Source organism: Skermanella mucosa (assembly GCF_016765655.2).
Classification (GTDB): Bacteria; Pseudomonadota; Alphaproteobacteria; order Azospirillales; family Azospirillaceae; genus Skermanella; species Skermanella mucosa.
The window spans coordinates 1927192-1947350 of record NZ_CP086106.1; the positions used below are offsets into that span (position 1 = coordinate 1927192).

The 20159-nt window shown below is 65.5% G+C and carries 19 protein-coding genes; 12 read left to right on the forward strand and 7 right to left on the reverse strand.

Features of this window, described 5'->3' with window-relative positions; translation table 11 throughout:
* Nucleotides 1–112: 112 nt before the first annotated feature.
* Nucleotides 113–1033: a transglycosylase SLT domain-containing protein gene (locus JL100_RS08710; protein WP_202685730.1), complete on the forward strand. Its 921-nt coding sequence runs from the start codon at nt 113–115 to the stop codon at nt 1031–1033.
* Nucleotides 1034–1070: 37 nt separating this feature from the next.
* The gene (locus tag JL100_RS08715; protein WP_202685729.1) at nt 1071–1409 is read left to right on the forward strand and encodes a DUF1491 family protein; all 339 of its coding nucleotides are present in this window, start codon (nt 1071–1073) and stop codon (nt 1407–1409) included.
* Nucleotides 1410–1431: 22 nt separating this feature from the next.
* Here JL100_RS08715 and JL100_RS08720 read toward each other — a convergent pair whose 3' ends face one another.
* A complete protein-coding gene (locus tag JL100_RS08720; RefSeq protein ID WP_202685728.1) occupies nt 1432–1743 on the reverse strand; it encodes a hypothetical protein in 312 nt (103 codons plus the stop codon).
* A gap of 670 nt (nt 1744–2413) precedes the next feature.
* Between JL100_RS08720 and JL100_RS08725 the strand changes: the two genes are divergently transcribed.
* The 4 genes from JL100_RS08725 to JL100_RS08740 all read left to right on the forward strand — a co-directional run bounded on the left by JL100_RS08725 (nt 2414) and on the right by JL100_RS08740 (nt 7179).
* Entirely contained in the window at nt 2414–3127 is a 714-nt protein-coding gene (locus tag JL100_RS08725) for a glycosyltransferase family 2 protein (protein ID WP_202685727.1), read from the forward strand.
* Complete coding sequence (locus JL100_RS08730) at nt 3124–3597, forward strand: GtrA family protein (protein ID WP_202685726.1); 474 nt, start codon at nt 3124–3126, stop codon at nt 3595–3597. Before JL100_RS08725 ends, JL100_RS08730 begins: the two co-directional genes overlap by 4 nt.
* A gap of 365 nt (nt 3598–3962) precedes the next feature.
* Nucleotides 3963–5321: an IS66 family transposase gene (tnpC, locus tag JL100_RS08735; protein ID WP_202685838.1), complete on the forward strand. Its 1359-nt coding sequence runs from the start codon at nt 3963–3965 to the stop codon at nt 5319–5321.
* A 22-nt stretch (nt 5322–5343) separates the two neighbouring features.
* Nucleotides 5344–7179 carry a hypothetical protein gene (locus JL100_RS08740; protein WP_228421150.1) on the forward strand — a complete coding sequence of 612 codons (1836 nt, stop codon included), beginning with the start codon at nt 5344–5346 and terminating at the stop codon, nt 7177–7179.
* An 89-nt stretch (nt 7180–7268) separates the two neighbouring features.
* Here the strand turns inward: JL100_RS08740 and JL100_RS08745 are convergent, their stop codons facing one another.
* Together JL100_RS08745 and JL100_RS08750 are read right to left on the reverse strand one after the other, a co-directional pair.
* Entirely contained in the window at nt 7269–8681 is a 1413-nt protein-coding gene (locus JL100_RS08745; RefSeq protein ID WP_202683474.1) for an FAD-binding oxidoreductase, read from the reverse strand.
* A 7-nt stretch (nt 8682–8688) separates the two neighbouring features.
* Complete coding sequence (locus JL100_RS08750) at nt 8689–9756, reverse strand: L-threonylcarbamoyladenylate synthase (RefSeq protein ID WP_202683473.1); 1068 nt, start codon at nt 9754–9756, stop codon at nt 8689–8691.
* 148 nt (nt 9757–9904) lie between these two features.
* Between JL100_RS08750 and parA the strand changes: the two genes are divergently transcribed.
* Nucleotides 9905–10543, forward strand: coding sequence for a ParA family partition ATPase (gene parA, locus JL100_RS08755; protein ID WP_202683472.1), 639 nt, complete (start codon nt 9905–9907; stop codon nt 10541–10543).
* A 10-nt stretch (nt 10544–10553) separates the two neighbouring features.
* Here the strand turns inward: parA and JL100_RS08760 are convergent, their stop codons facing one another.
* Entirely contained in the window at nt 10554–11018 is a 465-nt protein-coding gene (locus JL100_RS08760; protein WP_202683471.1) for a peroxiredoxin, read from the reverse strand.
* Nucleotides 11019–11197: 179 nt separating this feature from the next.
* On the opposite strand from JL100_RS08760, the gene JL100_RS08765 reads away from it, so the two are divergent.
* From JL100_RS08765 to JL100_RS08775, 3 genes are read left to right on the forward strand one after another with little or no spacing between them, the layout of a single operon-like run.
* Entirely contained in the window at nt 11198–11851 is a 654-nt protein-coding gene (locus JL100_RS08765) for a (2Fe-2S)-binding protein (RefSeq protein WP_202683470.1), read from the forward strand.
* 1 nt (nt 11852) lies between these two features.
* The gene (locus JL100_RS08770) at nt 11853–12845 is read left to right on the forward strand and encodes an FAD binding domain-containing protein (RefSeq protein ID WP_202683469.1); all 993 of its coding nucleotides are present in this window, start codon (nt 11853–11855) and stop codon (nt 12843–12845) included.
* 1 nt (nt 12846) lies between these two features.
* Nucleotides 12847–15069, forward strand: a complete 2223-nt coding sequence (locus JL100_RS08775) for a xanthine dehydrogenase family protein molybdopterin-binding subunit (RefSeq protein ID WP_202683468.1) — start codon at nt 12847–12849, stop codon at nt 15067–15069.
* A 109-nt stretch (nt 15070–15178) separates the two neighbouring features.
* Here the strand turns inward: JL100_RS08775 and JL100_RS08780 are convergent, their stop codons facing one another.
* From JL100_RS08780 to JL100_RS08790, 3 genes are all read right to left on the reverse strand, one after another.
* Nucleotides 15179–15523 (reverse strand): HVO_A0114 family putative DNA-binding protein, encoded by a 345-nt coding sequence (locus tag JL100_RS08780; RefSeq protein ID WP_228421151.1) that lies wholly within the window; start codon nt 15521–15523, stop codon nt 15179–15181.
* Between the two features lie 365 nt (nt 15524–15888).
* Entirely contained in the window at nt 15889–16083 is a 195-nt protein-coding gene (locus JL100_RS08785; protein WP_202683466.1) for a hypothetical protein, read from the reverse strand.
* A 91-nt stretch (nt 16084–16174) separates the two neighbouring features.
* Entirely contained in the window at nt 16175–17626 is a 1452-nt protein-coding gene (locus JL100_RS08790; RefSeq protein WP_202683465.1) for a magnesium transporter, read from the reverse strand.
* Between the two features lie 432 nt (nt 17627–18058).
* Between JL100_RS08790 and chlG the strand changes: the two genes are divergently transcribed.
* Both chlG and JL100_RS08800 read left to right on the forward strand, forming a co-directional pair.
* Nucleotides 18059–18943, forward strand: coding sequence for a chlorophyll synthase ChlG (gene chlG / locus JL100_RS08795; RefSeq protein WP_202683464.1), 885 nt, complete (start codon nt 18059–18061; stop codon nt 18941–18943).
* Nucleotides 18940–20151 carry a geranylgeranyl diphosphate reductase gene (locus tag JL100_RS08800; RefSeq protein ID WP_202683463.1) on the forward strand — a complete coding sequence of 404 codons (1212 nt, stop codon included), beginning with the start codon at nt 18940–18942 and terminating at the stop codon, nt 20149–20151. Before chlG ends, JL100_RS08800 begins: the two co-directional genes overlap by 4 nt.
* Nucleotides 20152–20159: the final 8 nt, after the last annotated feature.

Here is a 20159-nt window from a genome sequence, read left to right on the forward strand (position 1 = left end):
AGATAGCGCGGGCGCATGCAGCTTGCGAGCCTTGCGACATGGTAACGCGACACCCGCGCTGCTGGCACGGGGATTGCTGGATGGAGCGCAGAACCCGTTGGTAGAGGCCGCCATGTCCAACCCTGCAAACCTGATGCGCGCATCCGATCCCCAGCAATACCGCGCCGCGGCGGGGGCCGCCCCCCAGGCGATCCAGGCGGCGGTGCGCCAGGCGAGCGACCGGACGGGGGTAGATTTTTCCTACCTCATGGCAAAAGCTGCCCAGGAAAGCAGTTTCGACCCGGACGCCAAGGCGGCGACCAGCAGCGCCACCGGGCTTTATCAGTTCATCGAGAGCACCTGGCTGAACATGGTCGAGCAGCATGGCGCGAAGTACGGGCTGGGTCGGGAGGCGGCCCGGGTCCAGCGGCGGTCCGATGGCACCCCCTACGTGCAGGATCCGCAGGCGCGGCGCGATATCCTGGATCTGCGGAAGGATCCGAAGGTGTCGTCTTACCTGGCGGCGGAGTTCGCCCGCGACAACCAGACGCAGCTTGAACAGACCGTCGGGGGCCGGATCGGGGCCACCGAACTCTACATGGCCCATTTCCTGGGCGCCGGCGGAGCGTCGAGGTTCCTGAACGGCATGCGCCAGAACCCCGACCAGCCGGCCGCCGCCCTGCTGCCCGAGGCGGCGGCGGCCAACCGCGGCGTGTTCTACGACAAGTCCGGCAAGGCGCTGTCGGTCGGCCAGATCTACGACCGGTTCGCCGCGAAGTTCGACGGGATGGAAGGCTCCTCCGCGGCGGCGTCGGCCGGCGCCATCGGCACGCCGTCCAGCCGCTCCGCCTGGAGCAGCGACGGAGGGTTCCGCTCGCCCTTCGGCAGGGCCGCGGCGCCGAACGCGGAGCCGACGTCGCTGTTCACCGTCATGGTGCTGTCCCAGCTCGGCACGCCCAAGGAGGATGGGACCGCCGCCGACGGGTCGAAGGACGGCCAACGGGGAGCTGCCAGGGCGATCAGCGCGCCGATGCCTGGGTTGGGCGCGGTCTGAAGTGGCGTCCGGCCCTCCCGCAGGGTAGGGTGGCCGGATGGACGATGATCGCATTCCCACCGAACTCTGGGTCAGGGCGCATGTGCGCCGCTGCATCGCGGAGGCGATTCCCGCCGTCATCGCGCGCAAGGGCTCCCCTTACGGCGGCCTCGTCATGCTGAAGCTGAACCAGCTGGAGCATGGCTGCCGGGTGCTGACCCAGACGCGCGACATGGACGGCAAGACCGCGTGGCTGGCCGCCAAGGAGAACGCCCTGATGCCGGAGACCGACGCCGACGCCTATATCGAGCGCGCGGTCAAGCGCGACCCGGACCTGTGGGTGATCGAGATCGAGGACCGGGCCGGCCGCCATCCTTTCGAGGGAAAGGTGCTCTGACCGGCCGTGCCTGGACCTGCGGTCAGGGGCGGTATTGGGGGATCGGCGCGTCCGAGACGCCGGCTCCGCCCGTGCCGATCGGGCCGGAGCGGCTGCGGCCGGTGACGAAGTCGGAGGAACGGCCGGTGTCTCGATCGCTGGTGCCGCCGCCCGAGCCGCCGGTCCCCATCTGGCTGTTCGGGCCGGAATAGCCTGCCCCGCCGGGACCCAGCGTGTTCGTCGTGCTCGACGGCGTCGGACCGCCGCCCCGGTTGCCGCCCCAGCCCAGGTTCTCGCAGGCGGCCAGGGACAGGAGGGCCAGACCGGCAACGGCAGCTCTCATACAACGCGGCATGGCGCCCTCCGCTTCAAAGCGATCATTTCAGTTGGATAGTCAACAATCGGTGGCGGGTTTCGTCACCGGATCCAGGCGGGTGCGGCCCTTTTTCGCGTTGGAGGAGGTTGACGGGCATCGTCGTACCCTATCTCCCGGTACAGGACTCAACACGGAGGGCTTCGATACGATGCGCATCCTCGCAGGTTCCGGCACGAAGTACTCTCCCACCAGGGACAATTTAACGCATCTGCCGTCCCGGCCCCCGAAACTCGTTGTAAGTCCCCTCGAATGACGATATTCAGCCATTCGGATTAATCAATAAGAGATATGACCTTGGGGCTATGTAGGGGATCGCTGCTGCCGGAAGCAACGGGCTGACCGAACGTGGCAGCACCAGTATGTGAATTGGAAACCCTCTTCGGAGATCCACCGAAGTCGCTGATGCTTCGAGCCTTGAGAATTCAAGGGCTTTCGCAGGTCAGCGCCTGTCGGACGTTTCCTGTCGGAGAGAAGTCTGACACCCCGCATCGGTGCTCCGTCCAAAGTGTCGTCCAAGGACGCGGCCTTATGATGAAGTGTTGATCAGTACAACCTCTTTCTTCGATGACCTGCTCATCGAAAGTAAAGATCGTAATAATATAAAATATTATTGGAACTCGAACCAAATCAGCGAGACGCAGAGTCGGCCATGATCAATAAAGATAACTATACCTTGTCGGTTATCATTCCCTGCTATAATGAGATCAGAACGATTCGGACCATTATAGACCGAGTGAGGAAAGCTGACGTCAAGAACATTGAAATAATCGTTGTTGATGATTGTTCGGTCGATGGAACCGCAGCGCTGCTTCGGTCCGAACTTGCGTCTCTCGTCAGCAAGGTGGCGTACCACGACAAGAACCAGGGGAAGGGGGCGGCCCTTCGTACCGGTTTCGCTTTGGCTTCCGGTGACATCGTGCTGATCCAGGATGCCGATCTGGAATACGATCCGCGGGAATACCCCCGTTTGATCGCGCCGATCCTCGATCAGGGCGCGGACGTGGTCTACGGTTCCCGCTTCATCGGAGGAGAGGCCCACCGGGTAGTCTATTTCTGGCACATGGTCGCAAACCGGATACTGACCTTATTTTCCAACGTCACGACCAACATCAACCTGACCGACATGGAAACCTGCTACAAGGTTTTCCGAAGAGAAGTCATCCAGTCCGTCAAGATAGAAGAGAACAGATTCGGATTTGAACCGGAAATTACCGCCAAGCTCGCTCGTCGCGGATATGTTTTCTACGAAGTTGGAATCTCCTATTTTGGAAGAACCTATGAGGAGGGAAAGAAGATTGGTCTGAAGGATGCCTTCAGGGCTATTTATGCAATAACTAAATACGCTTTTCTGGTTAAAGCATGAATAACCTGATTGCCCTAATCCAGCGTTACGCCGCCAGTTTCATGGTCTATTTCTTCATCGGTGCACTCTCCGCCCTGGTGGAGTGGGGTGTTTTTTTTACGGCATATTACTTCGGGAAGTTGCATTATATTGGCGCATCAATTTGCGGTTTCATGCTCGCCACATATATCAATTATCTCTTGTCATCGCATCTGGGATTCAGGAGGCGCATGAGTTCCGTGCGCAACGAATTGGCCATGGTCTATCTGGTGAGTCTTGCGGGGTTGCTCATTAATATTTCGTTTATGATAGTAATCGTCGAACTCACAGGATTATCCATCGCGATCGGAAAGGTCGGCGGAACCGGACTTGCGTTTGTCTGGAATTTCCTGGCGCGTCAGTTCTGCATATTCGATAAAAATCCCCGATGGACGTTCAACTCGCTACCCAAAAGAAACCCCGCCGTCTCCGAGGCTTTGAAGAATCTTTAGTTGCGCTTCTTGTATTCTGCACGCGGTAAGGTCTCTTCAATATGAGTTATTCGCTATCCAAAAATTTACCGATATCGCGAGGACTCGGTGTTCGGACAGCATGTCTGCTCGGTTTGGTGCTGTTCTGGGTCATCGGAGCGGCGGTGTTCTTCCGGCATCAGATAATTTCCGAGTTCAGTGTAATATCAGGAAACCTCGGCGATGCGAGGTTGATTATATTTATACATGAGCATTGGTTTCAATTTTTCATTGGAGAGAAGCCGTTCCTGGAACCGGGTATATTCTTTCCAGAGCCCGGCGTGTGATTGCTCACGGGGTTGGCGAAAAGGGTTGCGCTGCGGCTTGGAATATGAGTCAAGGATGGGATGGAGAAACCGCCGCGTTACCGTCTGAGTGAGGCTGAGAAGGACGCCCTGCTGGTCGAGCAGGCGGCGCTGATCGAGCGTCTGGCGGCGCGGGTTGCCGAACTGGAAGCGCTGATCGGGAAGCCGCGGAAGACGTCGGCCAATTCGCACATTCCGCCGTCGCAGGACGGCCCCGGCGGTGCGTCGCGTACGGCGGACGCCAAGCGCCGGCGCAAGCCGCGGCCGTCGCGCCCCGGAGTATCGCGCCCGCTGGCCGACGATCCGGACCGGACCGAGCGCCGCCTGGTCGAGGGCTGCCCGCATTGCGGGACGGCGGTGCCCGAGAGCGCCCAGCGGTGCCGGCACCGCTACGACCACATCGACCTTCCGGTGATCCGCCCGGTGGTGACGCGGGTCGAGCTGTTCGGCGGCCGGTGCGGCGATTGCGGGCGGCGCTACCGGGCCGCCCCGCCCGCCGCCATGCCGCCGGGCACCCCGTTCGGACCGGGCATCCGGGCACTGCTGGCCTATCTGCACCACAGCCATCATGTCGGCTTCGAGCGGCTGTCGCGGATGCTGGAGGAGTTGTTCGGACTGACGATCTCAGAGGGCGCCATCGCCAATGCGTTGCGCCGCATGGGCACGGCGTTCGACACGGCCTGCGCGGCGATCAAGGCCAAACTCCTGGGGGCTTCCGTCATCGCCTCGGACGAGACCACGACGCGGGTCAACGGCGTGATCCACTGGCAATGGGTGTTCCATTCCGGGCAAGCCGTGCTGCACACCATCGCCCCCAGCCGCGCCCGGGCGGTGGCCGCCGGGATCCTGGGCGGGCATCGGCCCGAGGTCTGGATCTCCGACCGCTACGCCGGGCAGCAGGAACTGGGACGGGTCCACCAGGTCTGCCTGGCCCACGTTCTCAGGGACGTGCAGTACGCCATCGACTGCGGCGACACCATGGTCGCACCCAGGATCCGCGATCACCTGCTCTGGGCCATCCGCGTCGGCAAACGAAGACCGGGCCTGAAGGACAGCACGCTTGCCGCCTACGCCGCAAAGGCCGAGCGCGGCCTCGATGCCCTGGTCGGTACCCCCGCCGCCCATCCGGCCGGACGCGAGTTGCAGCGGCTGGTCAAGGCATGGCGCGGCAAGTTCTTCGTCTTCCTCGCCGACCGCCGCGTGCCGCCGACCAACAACGCCAGCGAGCAGGAAATTCGCCCGTCCGTGGTCTTCCGCAAGGTCACCAACGGCTTCCGATCCGACTGGGGACCCGGCATCCACGCCGGGTATCGATCCGTGACAGGAACGGCGCGTCGGCAAGGTCAATCCGCCTGGACCGCCGTACGCCACCTCGTCGGTGGAACCTTCGCCGTCACCTGACGGCTCGCGATCCGCCAACCCCGTGAGCAATTACCCCGGCGTCATGGGTTACACCGACATTTTATTCCTAAACCAGCTCTTTTATGTACCTTTTCGCCTGTTGGGTGCCGACCAGTTCATGGCTTTTCAGGCGACGTTGATCGCGACGACCGTGGTGGGGTACGTTTCTTTTTATGTCCTTTTACGAAATTTCTTAAATGTATCGTACATACTGTCCTGCGCTTTCGCAACGATGTTCGCCTTTTCCAACATCAGCTATCTGAAGGCAGGCCACCCACAGCTTTACGCGATATATTTCGTGCCCGTTCTTATAATGGCACTGTTGTCGGCTTTAGATACAAAGCAAAGAAGTATGCCAATGGCATGTGCGTATGCCGCATTCTCCGGGTGCTTGTGGGCATCGTTGTTGTTTACGTCGTTTTACGTAGGTTGGTTTTTCATTGTAGTCGTCTTTTTTTTCCTTGCGTTATCTCCCCTCGTCGATCGTGAGGTTGTGATCCTGCTACTCAGAGCGAGGGCGCAGATCGCCTCGTTCGTCGTAGCATTCCTGCTGGCCATGGTGCCGTTCGTCGTGACTTACCTTCCCGCTCTCAGCGCCGGTCGGAAACGCAGCTACACGGAGAACCTCAATTTTACAGGAGAGCTGAGCGATCTGATCAACGTCGGCGAGGGCAACCTTGTCTGGGGAAACATCCTCAAGAACCTGCCCGGCTATCCGGTGGAGCGCTTGGTCAACAGCGAAGCGGCTCTCGGAGTGGCGCCGTTCCTCGCCGCGACCCTGGTCGTTGGCGTTTTCCTTGTCTGGCGGAACCTTCCTGTCGGACAGTCGCGACATGCCGGACGGTCAAGGCTGATCATCATGATGGCCCTGACATTCGCCGTCCTGACCGTCATCAGCGTTCAAGTGGACGGCTATTCCCTCTGGTGGCTGGTATGGAAGTTTCTTCCAGGGGGCTCGGCCATTCGCGTCCCCTTCCGTTTGCAAATCCTGAGCAACATGATCGCAATGATCACCGTGGCCTTGATATTGCAAAACTGGTACGAACGATTTCGGGCCGCAGGAAGCTGGCACGGCGGTCCTCTCCTCCTGGGCGTGATGATGCCGGTCTTCCTGGCGGAGCAAGTGAACCTGACGCTGAATTCGGGAGTCCAGCGGAGGGATGAGCTCGCGGAGCTTGCCGCTGTCCCGCAACCCTTGTCGGACTGTCGCGTTTTCTATGTGATTCATGAGGGTAGCCCCCGGCCGTCGTGGGCTGTGCAGATCGATGCCATGCTCATATCCCAGAAAATCGGCGTCCCCACGGCAAATGGTTATAGTGGTTGGATACCACTGCACTGGGACGCCATCGACCCGAAGGGGCCGGGATATGTGCAGAGCATGGACAATTGGCTGGGAATCAACGGGCTTGCGGCGGATGCCTGTGTCTACGATCTGGTTGCCAAGGTCTGGACGACCCATTCAGCCGTCCGCATGCAGCGGACGCAAGCGCTCTCTCCTTCTGCGCTGAAGGATCTGACGCTCTCGGTGGCATCCCTCCAACTCGGCACCGGCACCGCGACATTGACCGTAGGCCTGACCAACGGGTCGAACGAATGGGCTTTCAGGAGATCCGCCAATCCCCTTCGCCTGTCCTGGCGAATGGCGTCGGGCTTGGCGCCGGATGAGCCGGGGTGGAATACCCGGATCGACGTGCCGGCGAATGTCGGTCCCGGACAAAGCATCGTCGTACCCGTCGCGTTTCCTTGGGACGGCAGGGCCAAACAGATAGAACTGTCACTTGTCGTCGAGGGACGGTACTGGGCGCATGATTTCGGCACGGCGCCCCTTGTCGTATCGCTGCCGGCCAATGGCGATTGAACCACGCCGATGCTTACGGCTGTTAGATTCTCCATCATGGTTGGCCACCGTAGGCCGTAGCCCGGTCTGCGGCGGCCGCACCGATATCCTCACAGCACCTTGCCGGGGTTCATCAGCCCCTTCGGGTCCAGCGCCGCCTTGACCTTGCGCATCATGTCCATCTCGACCGGCGACTTGACGCGCTTCAGCTCCTCGCGCTTGAAGGTGCCGATGCCGTGTTCGGCGCTGATCGAGCCGTCCATGCGCAGCACGATGTCGTGGACGACGGTGTTCAGCTTGTCCCACTGGGCAAGGTAAGCCTCCGTATCGGCCCCTTCCGGCTGGGTCACGTTGAAGTGGATGTTGCCGTCGCCGACATGGCCGAAAGGCACGGGCCGCGCGCCGGGGATGGTCCGCCCGACCGCCTCGGTCGCCTCCCGGATGAAGGTGCCGACACAGGACACCGGGATCGAGATGTCGTGCTTGATCGAGCCGCCCGCGTATTTCTGGGCCTCGACGATCGCCTCGCGGATGAACCAGAGCTGCTTGGCCTGGGTCTCGCTGGACGCCAGCACCGCGTCCATGACCAGTCCGGCCTCCATGGCTTCGCCCAGGGTCGCCTCGATCGTGTCGCGGAAGGCGTCGCCGCCGCTGCCGGTCGCGAACTCCAGCAGGACATACCAGGCGTGGCTCTCCTCCAGCGGATCGATCGTGCCGGCCACATGCTTCAGGGCGAAGTCGATCGCGATGCGCGGCATGAGCTCGAAGGCGCTCAGCGCGTCGCCGCTGGCCGACCGCAGGCTGGCCAGCAGCTCGATCGCGGCGTCCGGGTCGCGGACGGCGAGGAAGCCGGTCTCCACCTGCTTGGGCCGGGGGAACAGCTTCAGCACCGCGGCGGTGACGATCCCCAGCGTGCCTTCCGCCCCGATGAACAGGTGCTTCAGGTCGTAGCCGGTGTTGTTCTTGCGCAGCCGCCGCATGCCATCCCAGACCTGCCCGTCCGGCATCACGACCTCCAGCCCCAGCACGAGGTCGCGCATGTTGCCGTAGCGCAGCGTCATGGTGCCGCCGGCGTTGGACGAGATGTTGCCGCCGATCTGGCAGGTGCCTTCGGCGCCCAGGCTGAGCGGGAACAGCCGGTCCACCTCGGCCGCGGCCTCCTGGATCGCCTGGAGGACGCAGCCGGCCTCCACCGTGATGGTGTAGTTCAGCGGGTCGACGTCCCGCACCTTGTTCATCCGCGACAGGCTGACCAGGACCTCGCTGCCGTCCTCCGACGGGATCGAGCCGCCGACCAGGCTGGTGTTGCCGCCCTGGGGCACGATCGGCACGCCGGCCTCGTGGCAGGCCTTCACCACCTCGGACAGTTCAAGGGTGGTGGCGGGACGCAGCACCAGCGGCGTCGTTCCGCGGTATCGGCCGCGCCATTCCGCGACATAGGGCTCCATGTCGCCGGGGGCGTCGATATGGCCGGCCGGGCCGACGATGCTGCGGAGACGGTCGAGGAAGGCTGCGTCGATCATGGCTTTGTCAGTCTTGTGTCGGCGTTTCGGAAGGGAAGGGTGCTGGCCCGCGGGGAGCCGCGGCCCGGCGCAGGCGGTCGTTGATCGCGGCACCCAGCCCCTGCTCGGGGACCGGCATGACGGCGATCGCGGCATGCTCAGGCCGGTCGAGGGCGCGCAGCATGGCGAACAGGTTGGCCGCGGCCTCGTGCAGGTCGCCCTGCGGGCTCAGGTTCAGGCGCGTGGCGCCGCCGCGGATGAAGGTGTCGGGGCCGAAGGCGAGCAGGGCCTCGTCCGGGGCGGCGCCGTTCGCCCCCAGCCGGACCGGCCGGCCCGGGGCGTAGTGGCTGGCGAGCTGGCCGGGCGATTTCGGCGCCGCCGGATCGCCCGCCGCCTCCGCCTGCGCCTCCGTCTGCGAGGGGCGCAGGACCGGCATACCCAGCAGCGCCTCCAGATCCTCGGCGGTCACGCCCCCGGGGCGCAGCAGCACCGGCGCCTCCGCGGTCAGGTCGAGCACAGTCGATTCGACGCCCACCGCGCAGCGGCCGGCGGACAGGATCAGGCCGACGCGGGCGCCCAGGCTCTCCGCCACGTGCAGCGGCGTGGTCGGGCTGACGGCGCCCGACCGGTTGGCGCTGGGCGCCGCCACCGGCACCCCCGCCGCCTTGAGGAGAGCGCGGGCGACCGGATGGGCCGGGAAGCGGACCGCGACGCTGTCCAGGCCGGCGCTGACCAGCAGCGACAGCGGGCTGTCCGGCCGGCGCGGCAGGACCAGCGTCAGCGGGCCGGGCCACAGGGTCTCGGCCAGCCGCTCGGCACGCGCGTCGAACCGGACGATCGCCTCGGCCGAGTCCTGGTCGGGGACGTGGACGATCAGCGGGTTGAAGCGCGGCCGCCCCTTGGCCTCGAAGATCCGGGCGACGGCGCGGTCATCGGTCGCATCGGCGCCCAACCCGTAGACAGTCTCGGTCGGAAACGCCACAAGCTCCCCGGCGCGCAGCAGGCCGGCCGCGCGCGCGATGTTGGCGTCGCTGGGCGGGACCAGCTCGGGCGTTCTCTGCGGGCTGTCTCTCTGCGGGCTGTCTGTGCTGTTCATGGTCATCGTTTTAAAGTGTTGTCGCGGTGCGCGAAAGCCAAACACCGCCCTTGGCGTGTTACCGATGTGGATGCACTATGCCGTTGCTGCGGCGGTCGGGGCACTTTTTCAATGACAATCGGCGGCATAGCCGATGAGCGGAGCAGGCATGGCGGGCAAGATCTACACCGTGGCACAACAGAAGGGGGGCGCCGGAAAGACGACCCTGGCGGCCCATCTGGCGATCGCCTGGTCCGAGGTGGACCTGCGCGTCGCGGTGGTCGACATCGATCCCCAGGGGAGCCTGACGCGCTGGTTCCAGACCCGGCAGCAAGCGATGAACGGGAATGTCGGCCTTCAGCATGTGCAGATCAACGGCTGGCGCACCCAGCGCGAGGTCGAGCGGCTGGCCCAGGAGAACGACATCGTCGTGATCGACAGTCCGCCGCACGCCGAGACCGAGGCCCGCATCGCGGTGCGTTCCGCCAACCTCGTCATCGTGCCCGTCCAGCCCAGCCCGATGGACATGTGGGCGACCCAGCCGACGCTGGACCTGGCGCGGTCCGAGAACGTGCCGGTCCTGTTGGTGATCAACCGGGTGCCGCCGCGCGCCAAGCTGGCCGACGACCTGATCGAGCGGATCAAGGGCATGGGCGCCGACGTCGCCCACACCCAGATCGGTAACCGCGTCCAGTTCGCCGCGGCCCTGTTCGAAGGCCGCAGCGTCACCGAGTCGGCCCGCAAGACCCGCGCCGCCGAGGAGATCCAGGAACTGGCGGCGGAGATCCTGAAGCGGGGCAAGCGCTAGGCCCGGGTGCTCAGAGCGCCTTCGCCGCCTTCAGCACCTCGTCGGCGTGGCCGTCGACCTTGACCTTCCGCCAGGCGCCGCGGACCACGCCGTCGCCGTCGATCAGGAAGGTCGAGCGCTCGATGCCCATGTATTTCTTGCCGTACATGCTCTTCTCCTTCCACACGTCGTATTTCTCGGCGGTGTCGGAGCCCTGGTCGGACGCCAGGACGAAGGGCAGCTCGTACTTCTTCTTGAACTTGTCGTGACTGGCGACGCTGTCCTTGGACACGCCGATCACGACGGCGTCGATGCCGGTGAAGTCGGGCAGGCTGTCGCGGAAGCCGCAGGCCTGCTTGGTGCATCCGCTGGTGTCGTCCTTCGGATAAAAATACAGCACGACCTTCTTGCCGCGCAGGGCCGACAGGCTGACCTCGCCGCCGCCGTCGGTCGGCATGGTGAAGTCGGGAGCGGGGGTACCTACCTCGACGCTCATGGGATGCTCCTCAACTGTTTTTGGGCAAATTGAATCGATCGGGTGCGATCTTGGGTGCGCCGGCGCGGAAGTCAAACGGGGAGTGACAAAACCGGGTTTCGAACTGTTCTAAACGGAATCCGGCCGCAGGGGGCTCTCCCGCCGGCGGCCGCAGGCTTCCCCGAACAGACGGGATCCCCATGACGAACAAACATCAGGGCGCGGGGCATCAAGGCGCGGGCACGGACCAGTCCGGCACCCTCAACCGGCGTGGCTTCTTCGGCGTGGGGGCCGGCGCCGCCGCCCTTCCGCTGGTCGCCAGCGCCGCCGCAGACCCGGCCCTGGCCCAGGCCGCCGCCCCGCCGCCGGACCCGAGGGCACCCGTGTCCGTCACGCTGAGGCTGAACGGCCGGGACCACCGCCTGTCGGTGGACAGCCGCGCCTCCCTGCTCGACACCTTGCGCGACCAGGTCGGGCTGACCGGCACCAAGAAGGGGTGCGACCACGGCCAGTGCGGCGCCTGCACGGTGCTGATGAACGGCTCCCCGGTGCTGTCCTGCATGACCCTGGCCGTCATGGCCGAAGGCAACCCGATCACCACGGTCGAGGGGCTGGCGAGTTCCAACGGCGACCTGCATCCCATGCAGCAGGCCTTCATCGACCACGACGCTTTCCAGTGCGGCTACTGTACGCCCGGTCAGATCCTGTCGGCCATCGGCTGCGTCAACGAGGGATATGCCGACGGCGATGCCGACATCCGGGAATACATGAGCGGCAATCTGTGCCGGTGCGCGGCTTATCCGAATATCGTCGCGGCGGTCAGGCAGGCCAGGTCCGAGATGAAGGGAGCCTGAGATGCGGCCATTCCTGTATGAACGCGCGGACAGCCCGGAGCGGGCCGTCAGGAGCGCCGGCGACGCCGGAGTCCAGTTCATCGCGGGCGGCACGACGCTGACCGACCTGATGAAGATCGACGTGATGCGGCCGGAGCGGCTGGTCGACATCAACCCGTTGGGCGGCGGCCGCGCCGGCCGGATCGAGGAGACCGAGCGCGGCATCCGGTTCGGCGCGCTGGTCCGCATGGCCCAGGCGGAGGCGCATCCCGCCGTCCGCGGGCGCTATCCGGTGATCGCCGACAGCCTGAAACTGGCGGCCAGCCAGCAGCTCCGCACCATGGCGAGCCTCGGCGGCAACGTCCTGCAGCGGACCCGGTGCGAGTATTTCCGCGAGGTCTCCTGGGCCTGCAACAAGCGGGCGCCGGGATCCGGCTGCTCCGCGATCGGCGGGGTCAACCGGCAGCATGCGGTGCTCGGCACCAGCGACGCCTGCATCGCCTCATATCCGGGCGACTTCGCCCAGGCCCTGGTGGCGCTCGACGCCGTGGTCGAGACCGCCGGGCCGCAGGGCGGGCGCCGGATCGCTTTCGCCGACCTGCACCGCCGGCCGGAAGGCACTCCCGATGTGGAAACCGTGCTGATGCCCGGGGAGCTGATCACCGCGATCGAAGTGCCGGCCGGTCCCTGGACCCGCCGGTCCCGCTACGTCAAGGTGCGCGACCGCGATTCCTACGCCTTCGCGCTGGCCTCGGCCGCGGTCGCCCTGGACCTTGACGGCGAAACAGTGCGTGAGGTGCGCATCGCGCTGGGCGGGATCGCCAGCGTGCCCTGGCGGGCGCGGGAGGCGGAGGAAGCCTTGCGCGGCAAGCGGCTCGACGAGGCCTCCGCCCTGGCCGCCGCCGAGGCCGCCCTGGCGGGGGCGCGGACCTTCGAGCACAACGCCTTCAAGGTCCCGCTCGCGAAACAGACGCTGGTCCGGGCGCTGCTCGAAACCCAGGCGATGGAGGTCTGACATGAGCCCGACCTATTCCCAGGCGGCACCCGAGCCGAAGCGGAACATGGGGGAGCCGGCGCCGCGCCTGGACGCGCGGCTGAAGGTGACCGGAGAGGCCCGCTACGCCGCCGACTTCCCGATCAACAACCTGGCCCACGGCGTGCTGGTCACCAGCGCCATCGCGCGCGGCCGGATCACCAGCCTCGACCTGGAAGAGGCCCGGGCGGTGCCCGGCGTGATCGAGATCCTGACCCACGAGAACACCGGCGATGCCGTCAAGCCGTTGCCCTTCGGCAGCGGGGCGGCGACATCGATCCAGCCGCTGGCCGATCCGAAGGTCTGGCACGACGGGCAGATCATCGCCCTTGTGCTGGCCGACAGCTTCGAGGCGGCGCGCGAGGCCGCCTACAAGGTCCGGGCCGGGTACGCCGCCGAGCAGCCTTCCGCCGGGTTCGACGCCGCCGGGGCGGAGACGGTCCCGGCGCTGGGCAACGCCAAGAGCCACAGCGAGGACCCGTCCGTCGGCGATGCGGAAGCCGCGCTACGCGGCGCCGCCACGGTGATCGAGGTCGATTACGCGACGCCGACCCAGCACCACAATGCGATCGAGCTGTTCTCCACCACCTGCGTCTGGAACGGCGAGCAGTTGACCGTGTACGAGCCCAGCCAGGCCGTCTACGGCTTCCGTGGCATGGTCGCCAAGCAGCTCGGCATAGACCAGGCGAATGTCCGCGTCGTCAGCCCCTATGTCGGCGGCGCCTTCGGGTCCAAGGGACCGATGACGCCGCGGACCGGCCTGATCGCCTTGGCGGCCCGGCGGATCGGCCGGCCGGTGCGCTGCGTCGTGACCCGCGGCCAGGGCTATACCACCGCGACCTATCGGGCGGAGACCCGGCACAGGATCCGCATGGGCGCCGGGCCGGACGGGCGGATCGCCGCCTTCACCCATGACGGCTGGGAGGTCACCTCCCGGCCCGACGCCTATGTTGTCGGCGGCACCGACTCCACCGCCCGGCTCTACGGTTACGGTGCCGTGGCGACCAAGGTCCACATGGTCAAGGCGGACCGCAACACGCCGGGCTATATGCGCTCCCCGCCGGAGGTGCCTTACATCTACGCGCTGGAAAGCGCCATGGACGAGCTGGCGGTCGCGCTGAAGATGGACCCCGTGGAGCTCCGCCGCGTCAACGACACGATGAAGGAGCCGATCAAGGGCTATCCCTATACCAGCCGGGGCCTGATGGAATGCTTCGACCGGGCCGCCGAGGCGTTCGGCTGGTCGAGCCGCGATCCCGCCGTGGGCTCCATGCGGGAGGGGGACTGGCTGATCGGCATGGGCTGCGCCGCCGCCCTTTATCCGACCAACCTGGGGGCCGCGACCGCGCGCGTCCGGCTGTCGGCCGACGGGACGGTCAGGGTCCAGACGGCGGCGCACGAGATCGGCAACGGCGCCTATACCGTGATCGGGCAGATGGCGGCCGAGCGGCTGGGCGTCGATCTTGCCGCCGTGACGGTCGAGCTGGGCGACACCGACCTGCCGCCGGCCCCGGTCGCCGGCGGGTCCAACACGACGGCCAGCGTCTGCTCCACCGTGCTGAAGGCGTGCGACGCGATCCGGGAGAAGCTGTTCCGGGCGGTCGGCAAGCCGGACGAGGGATCCGTGCGGGACGTGCTGGAGGGGATGCCGACCGGCGCGATCGAGGAGTACGCGGAGTGGATCCCGCCCGGCGCCCCGCAGGACGCGATCCGCAAGCTCTACCAGGGCGCCAGCACGCTGCGCGGCGGCTCCCAGGGCGAGAAGATGATGTATGCCTTCGGCGCGGAGTTCGTGGAGGTCCGCATCCACGCCCGCACCCGCGAGATCCGCGTGCCCAGGATCACCGGGGCCTTCACCGCCGGCCGCATCATGAACACCCGGACGGCGCACAGCCAGCTCATGGGCGGGATGATCTGGGGCATCGGCTCGGCGCTGCACGAGAAGACCGACATCGACCGGCGCCATGCCCGCTACATCAACAAGGACATCGCCGAGTACCTGGTGCCGGTCAACGCCGACATCGCGAAGGTCGAGGTGATCATGATCCCGGAGGAGGACAGGGAGGTCAACCCGGCGGGCATCAAGGGCCTGGGCGAGCTCGGCAATGTCGGGACCGCGTCGGCCATCGCCAACGCGGTCTACCATGCGACCGGCAAGCGCGTCCGCGACCTGCCGATCCGGATCGAAGACCTGCTGGAGGCGTAGCGGGGCAGCGGAGGCTGGGGGGAACCCGCATGGAAATCCATCGCCCCCCCCCCCCTCGGCCGACGCACCCATTCGCGATTGATTTCATGGCCCTCGCGCCGCCGCCGGGTCACGCCGCCTTGGTCAGCATGAAATCGACATGAACGGCGTCGTAAGGGAAGACGACTCGGCCATCGGCGGTACGGTCGAGAATACCGGCGTTGAGCAGCGCCTGCACATCTCCATGCACCGCCTTGACATCGCGGCCGACGCGCCGGGCTGCCTCGCGGATCGTCATGGCACCCTCGCCGGTCATCGACTTCAGCAGTTCCCAGCGCTTACGGGTCAAGGTCCGCCATAGGAGTTCGACTGACTCGAACGAGATATGGGCATCTTGCCGTTCACCACCGAACGCCGCCAAGGCCCGCCGCGTCACGTCTTCGCGGGAAGCGATCGAGAGTGTCACGGTGTTCATGCAAGCCTCCATTGATCCACATCGAACCAGAAATCGTTGCAGCCTCTGACCCGCTCCGCGATTTTGAGCGACCAAGCCTTGGCCATTCAAGTTGATTTAGGCGTGACGCCCGGAGCTACACTCGGGCGAAGACGGTCGGGAAGTCGCGAGCACCATGCACGATGCGAACGATTTCGTTCGTCGCGGGATCGAAAGCGCTCCTGTAGCTCCCCGTCTTCGTGAAGCTCAGCGGCCTCTTCCGAAAGCCGGTAGGCCGCTCAACGTCCCATTCCGGGATTCGCACCACGGCGAGCGGCCAGGAAGGTCGCCTGTAGCTCCCCGTCTTCGTGAAGCTCAGCGGCCTCTTCCGAAAGCCGGTAGGCCGCTCAACGTCCCATTCCGGGATTCGCACCACGGCGAGCGGCCAGGAAGGTCGCTATCTCCTGCCGCAAGGTGCCGCCTGAAACCACCCGCCCGGCATCAAGTGAGTCCAACCCCTCATCGAGTTCGACCGACAGCCGGCTGATTTCCGCGTCGGCCGGGCTCCTGTTCGAATTGCCGGCGCGTGAAACCTTCGGCATGGTGTCCGATCCTCCGATACTCTGCCATCAGAGTAACACGTGATGTGAACGAAAGGCGGAGGCCGCGTCGGACGGACGCGGCGCCCGCGCGTCAGAAGCCGACGAACTCGGCCCGGGCGCCGCAGTCCCTGATGCTGTCCGCGATGCCGAGCGCCCATTCCTTGGAGTACCAGTAGATGATCCGCTGGGACCGGTTGGCCATCATCTGGGACTCCTGCTCGGGAGTGCGGTTGCTCACCAGCGATTGGTTGAAGAGCGTGGTCAGGCAGGTCTGGGCTTGGCTGTCTCCGGGATTCCAGGTGGCCTTGACATAGTAACGGTCCCCGTTGGACGAGGCCGTGGGGACGAGCAGTTGCGGCTGCGCCGTGATGCGGGCCGCGTCGAGCCGGGGCATCTGCACGCGGGCCAGCACGCGCAGGGCCAGGGGCGGTTCCACGCGGGCCAGGATCGCCGCGGCGCGGTCGGGCTCGTCCGCCATCCGCGAGACCGCCGCGACCAGCGCGGATTCCACCTCCGTCGGGGACAGCAGGCGCCTCGTCTTGCTGGCAAGCTCCGGATCGCTATGGCGCGCGAGGTCCAGCAGCGTGACGATCAGGGGTTCGGGGTCGGAGATGGAGTCGTAGACCTCCATCCGGGTGGCCGGCGGCAACTTGGCCAAGGTTTCTATAGCATTTATCTTGCTGGGGACCGACGATCTCTCGACCTGCAATATCTTGATCTCGGGAACGACCGAGCTTGCCGCCGGCGCGCCGCTCCGCTCCAGCTGAAGCGGTCCCGGCGTGCATCGGACGATGTTCTGGAACACGTTGTCGGTGCAGTACGGATCGCCGGAGTTGGGTGCCGGCGCGATGTTCCCCGACTTTCCAAGTTCATTGAAAATGCGGGTCCTGCCCAGCTTCTCGCTCGGGAACTCCTCCCCGGAGCTCATCTGGGCCAGTGCGCTTGAGACCAGGTTGAAATCCGGCCCAGAAGCGTCAGCGAGGCTTTGCAATGAGTAGCTGTCGCCTTCCGCATCGTAATGGATCTGATAGCGGAGATTCTTTTCGGGCACATAAGGGATGCGGAAGGTCCGGTACTTCTTTTCCTCGTTCTTGAAGTACTCGAGTTCGAAGCTGTGATCCGGCCCGAAGGACCCGTCGCTGACCACCACGAAGTGAAGGTCGCGCCTTTGAGGGGCGTCGGGAACCGGGCCGGGCTTGTCCAGGGATCGGACATAGAGATCGTGGTTCACGACGAACTCGTGAGGTGCCACGTTGACGACGCTGAATTGGTAGACCTTCCGCTGCGGCTGATCCATCCACCAGAAATACGAAGCGAAGAAGATGAGGCTGATACCGCAGATCCAGACGGCGCCATGGATGGCAAGGTAAATTCGCGTCTGCCATTGGTCGGGATTGGGCGAACTCCTCGCGGTCTCGAGCTGGTTATGGCTCTTGTTGGTCAGCAAGAACAGGACGATGACCGAGAAAGCGAACACGCCGTAGCGGAAGGTGAGGGAAACGATTTCCTGGAACGAGGGCATTGCCATGACAGGGTCGCTCATCGTCGCCTCCTTACCGTCTCGTCAGCAATAGGACGCATGAGAAAAGACATGCTAAGGCATGAGGGAAGAATCCATGCATCTCTAGAAAGTATATTACTCGTCTTCTCAACCTCGCCGCCCGGCGGCATGCGGAGCCAATGATTGTTTAGCATAGGGCAATCCAGTGACTCAAACCGATTTGAATACAAGCCTTCGGTCCTGGTTTGAAAACCTATGGCACCGTGTAGAAAGTTCGGAAGAAGAGGTAAATATTTACGGATAGTAATGCATTCACATGTATTCTGCTCCCGGGAAGAGAGCGGCGGCCGGCTTTCGCCTCCAGGCTCCGGCGCGGCGATGGCGCGGTGAAGGAGCCGCCGTAAGGCGACGACGCACCAAAATTCCTGTCAGTTTTGATTGACACAGAAAAGTGTAAACCATCATACTCCGGGCATGGCATACCCGACCCCCTCCGCCGTCCTGGAACTGCTCAAGCCCATCACGTGGTTCGCCCCCATGTGGGCCTATGGCTGCGGGGTGGTTTCGTCCGGGGTGCCGGCGGCGGACCGATGGCCGCTGGTGATCGCCGGCGTCATCCTCGCCGGACCCCTCATCTGCGCCACCAGCCAAGCGGTCAACGACTGGTACGACCGCGACGTGGACGCGATCAACGAACCGAACCGGCCGATCCCTTCGGGCCGGCTGCCGGGGCGGTGGGGGTTCTACATCGCGCTGGGCTGGACCGTCCTGTCGCTGCTGGTCGCCAGCGCGCTGGGGCCGTGGGGGATGGGGGCCGCCGTGGTCGGGCTGGCGCTCGCCTGGGCCTACAGCGCGCCGCCGATCCGGCTGAAGCGGAACGGCTGGTGGGGAAACGCGGCGGTCGGGGCCTGCTACGAGGGACTACCCTGGTTCACCGGGGCGGCGGTCATGATGGCGGCCCGGCCGGACTGGCGGATCCTGGCGCTGGCCGGGCTCTACAGCGTCGGTGCCCACGGCATCATGACGCTCAACGATTTCAAGTCGGTCGAGGGCGACCGGCGGATGGGCATCGCGTCACTCCCCGCCAGCCTCGGCGTCGAGCGGGCGGCGCGGCTGGCCTGCGCCGTGATGGTCGTGCCGCAGGTCGCGGTGGTGGCGATGCTGGCGCTGTGGCAGCGCCCGGTCCATGCCGCCGTCGTGGCGCTGCTGCTGGGCGTCCAGATCTTCCTGATGGTCCGGCTGCTGGAAAGCCCGCGCGAGCGGGCTCCCTGGTACAACGCCACGGGGACCAGCCTCTATGTCATCGGCATGCTGGTGGGCGCCTTCGCGCTGCGCCAGGCCTTCCCGGAGGTCCCATGAATCACCAGAACGTGACTGACAAGATCTACGACGCGGTGGTGGTCGGCGGCGGGCCGGCCGGGGCGACGGCGGCCGAGGACCTGGCGCGGCTCGGCCGCTCCGTTCTGCTGCTGGACAAGGCGGGGAGGATCAAGCCGTGCGGCGGCGCCATCCCGCCCCGGCTGATCCGGGAGTTCGGGATCCCGGACTACCTGCTGGTCGCCCGGGCGCGGTCGGCGCGCATGATCTCGCCGTCGGAACGGCGGGTGGACATGCTGATCGAAGGCGGCTTCGTCGGCATGGTCGACCGCGAGGTGTTCGACGAATATCTGCGCGACCGCGCGGCGCTGGCCGGGGCCGAGCGGCGCACCGGCAGCTTCACCGCCATCACGCGCGACCGGGGCGGCGTCGCCACGGTCCATTACAAGACCGGCGACGACAAGACCGGCGACGGATCGGGAACGGTCCGGACCCGGGCCGTGATCGGCGCCGACGGCGCCATCTCCGCCGTGGCCCGGCAGGAGGTCCCCGGCTCCGACCGGATGCAATGCGTCTTCGCCTACCATGAGATCGTGAAGTCGCCCCGCGCCGGTGCCGCCGATTTCGACGGGTCGCGTTGCGACGTCTACTACCAGGGGCAACTGTCGCCGGACTTCTACGCCTGGATCTTTCCCCACGGCGATACGACCAGCATCGGCACCGGCTCCGCGCACAAGGGCTTCGCCCTGCGCCGGTCGGTCGGCGAGCTGCGCGCCGCCACGGGGCTGGACGGCGTCGAGACGGTCCGCCGGGAAGGGGCGCCGATCCCCATGAAGCCGCTGAAGCGCTGGGACAACGGCCGCGACGTGGTGCTGGCCGGCGACGCCGCCGGGGTCGTGGCGCCGGCCTCGGGCGAGGGCATCTACTACGCCATGGCGGGCGGGCGCTTCGCGGCGGAAGCGGTCGAGACCTTCCTTTCGACCGGAGACGCGAGGTCGCTGGCCGGTGCCCGCAAGCGGTTCATGAAGGCCCATGGCAGGGTCTTCTGGATCCTCGGGATGATGCAGCATTTCTGGTACAGCAGCGACAAGCGGCGGGAGCGCTTCGTCGGCATCTGCCGCGATCCCGACGTCCAGAAGCTGACCTGGGACGCCTACATGAACAAGGAACTGGTGCGCGCCAAGCCGGCCGCGCATGTGCGGATCTTCTTCAAGGACCTGGCGCATCTGCTGGGCGTCGTCCGACCATAGCGAACAGC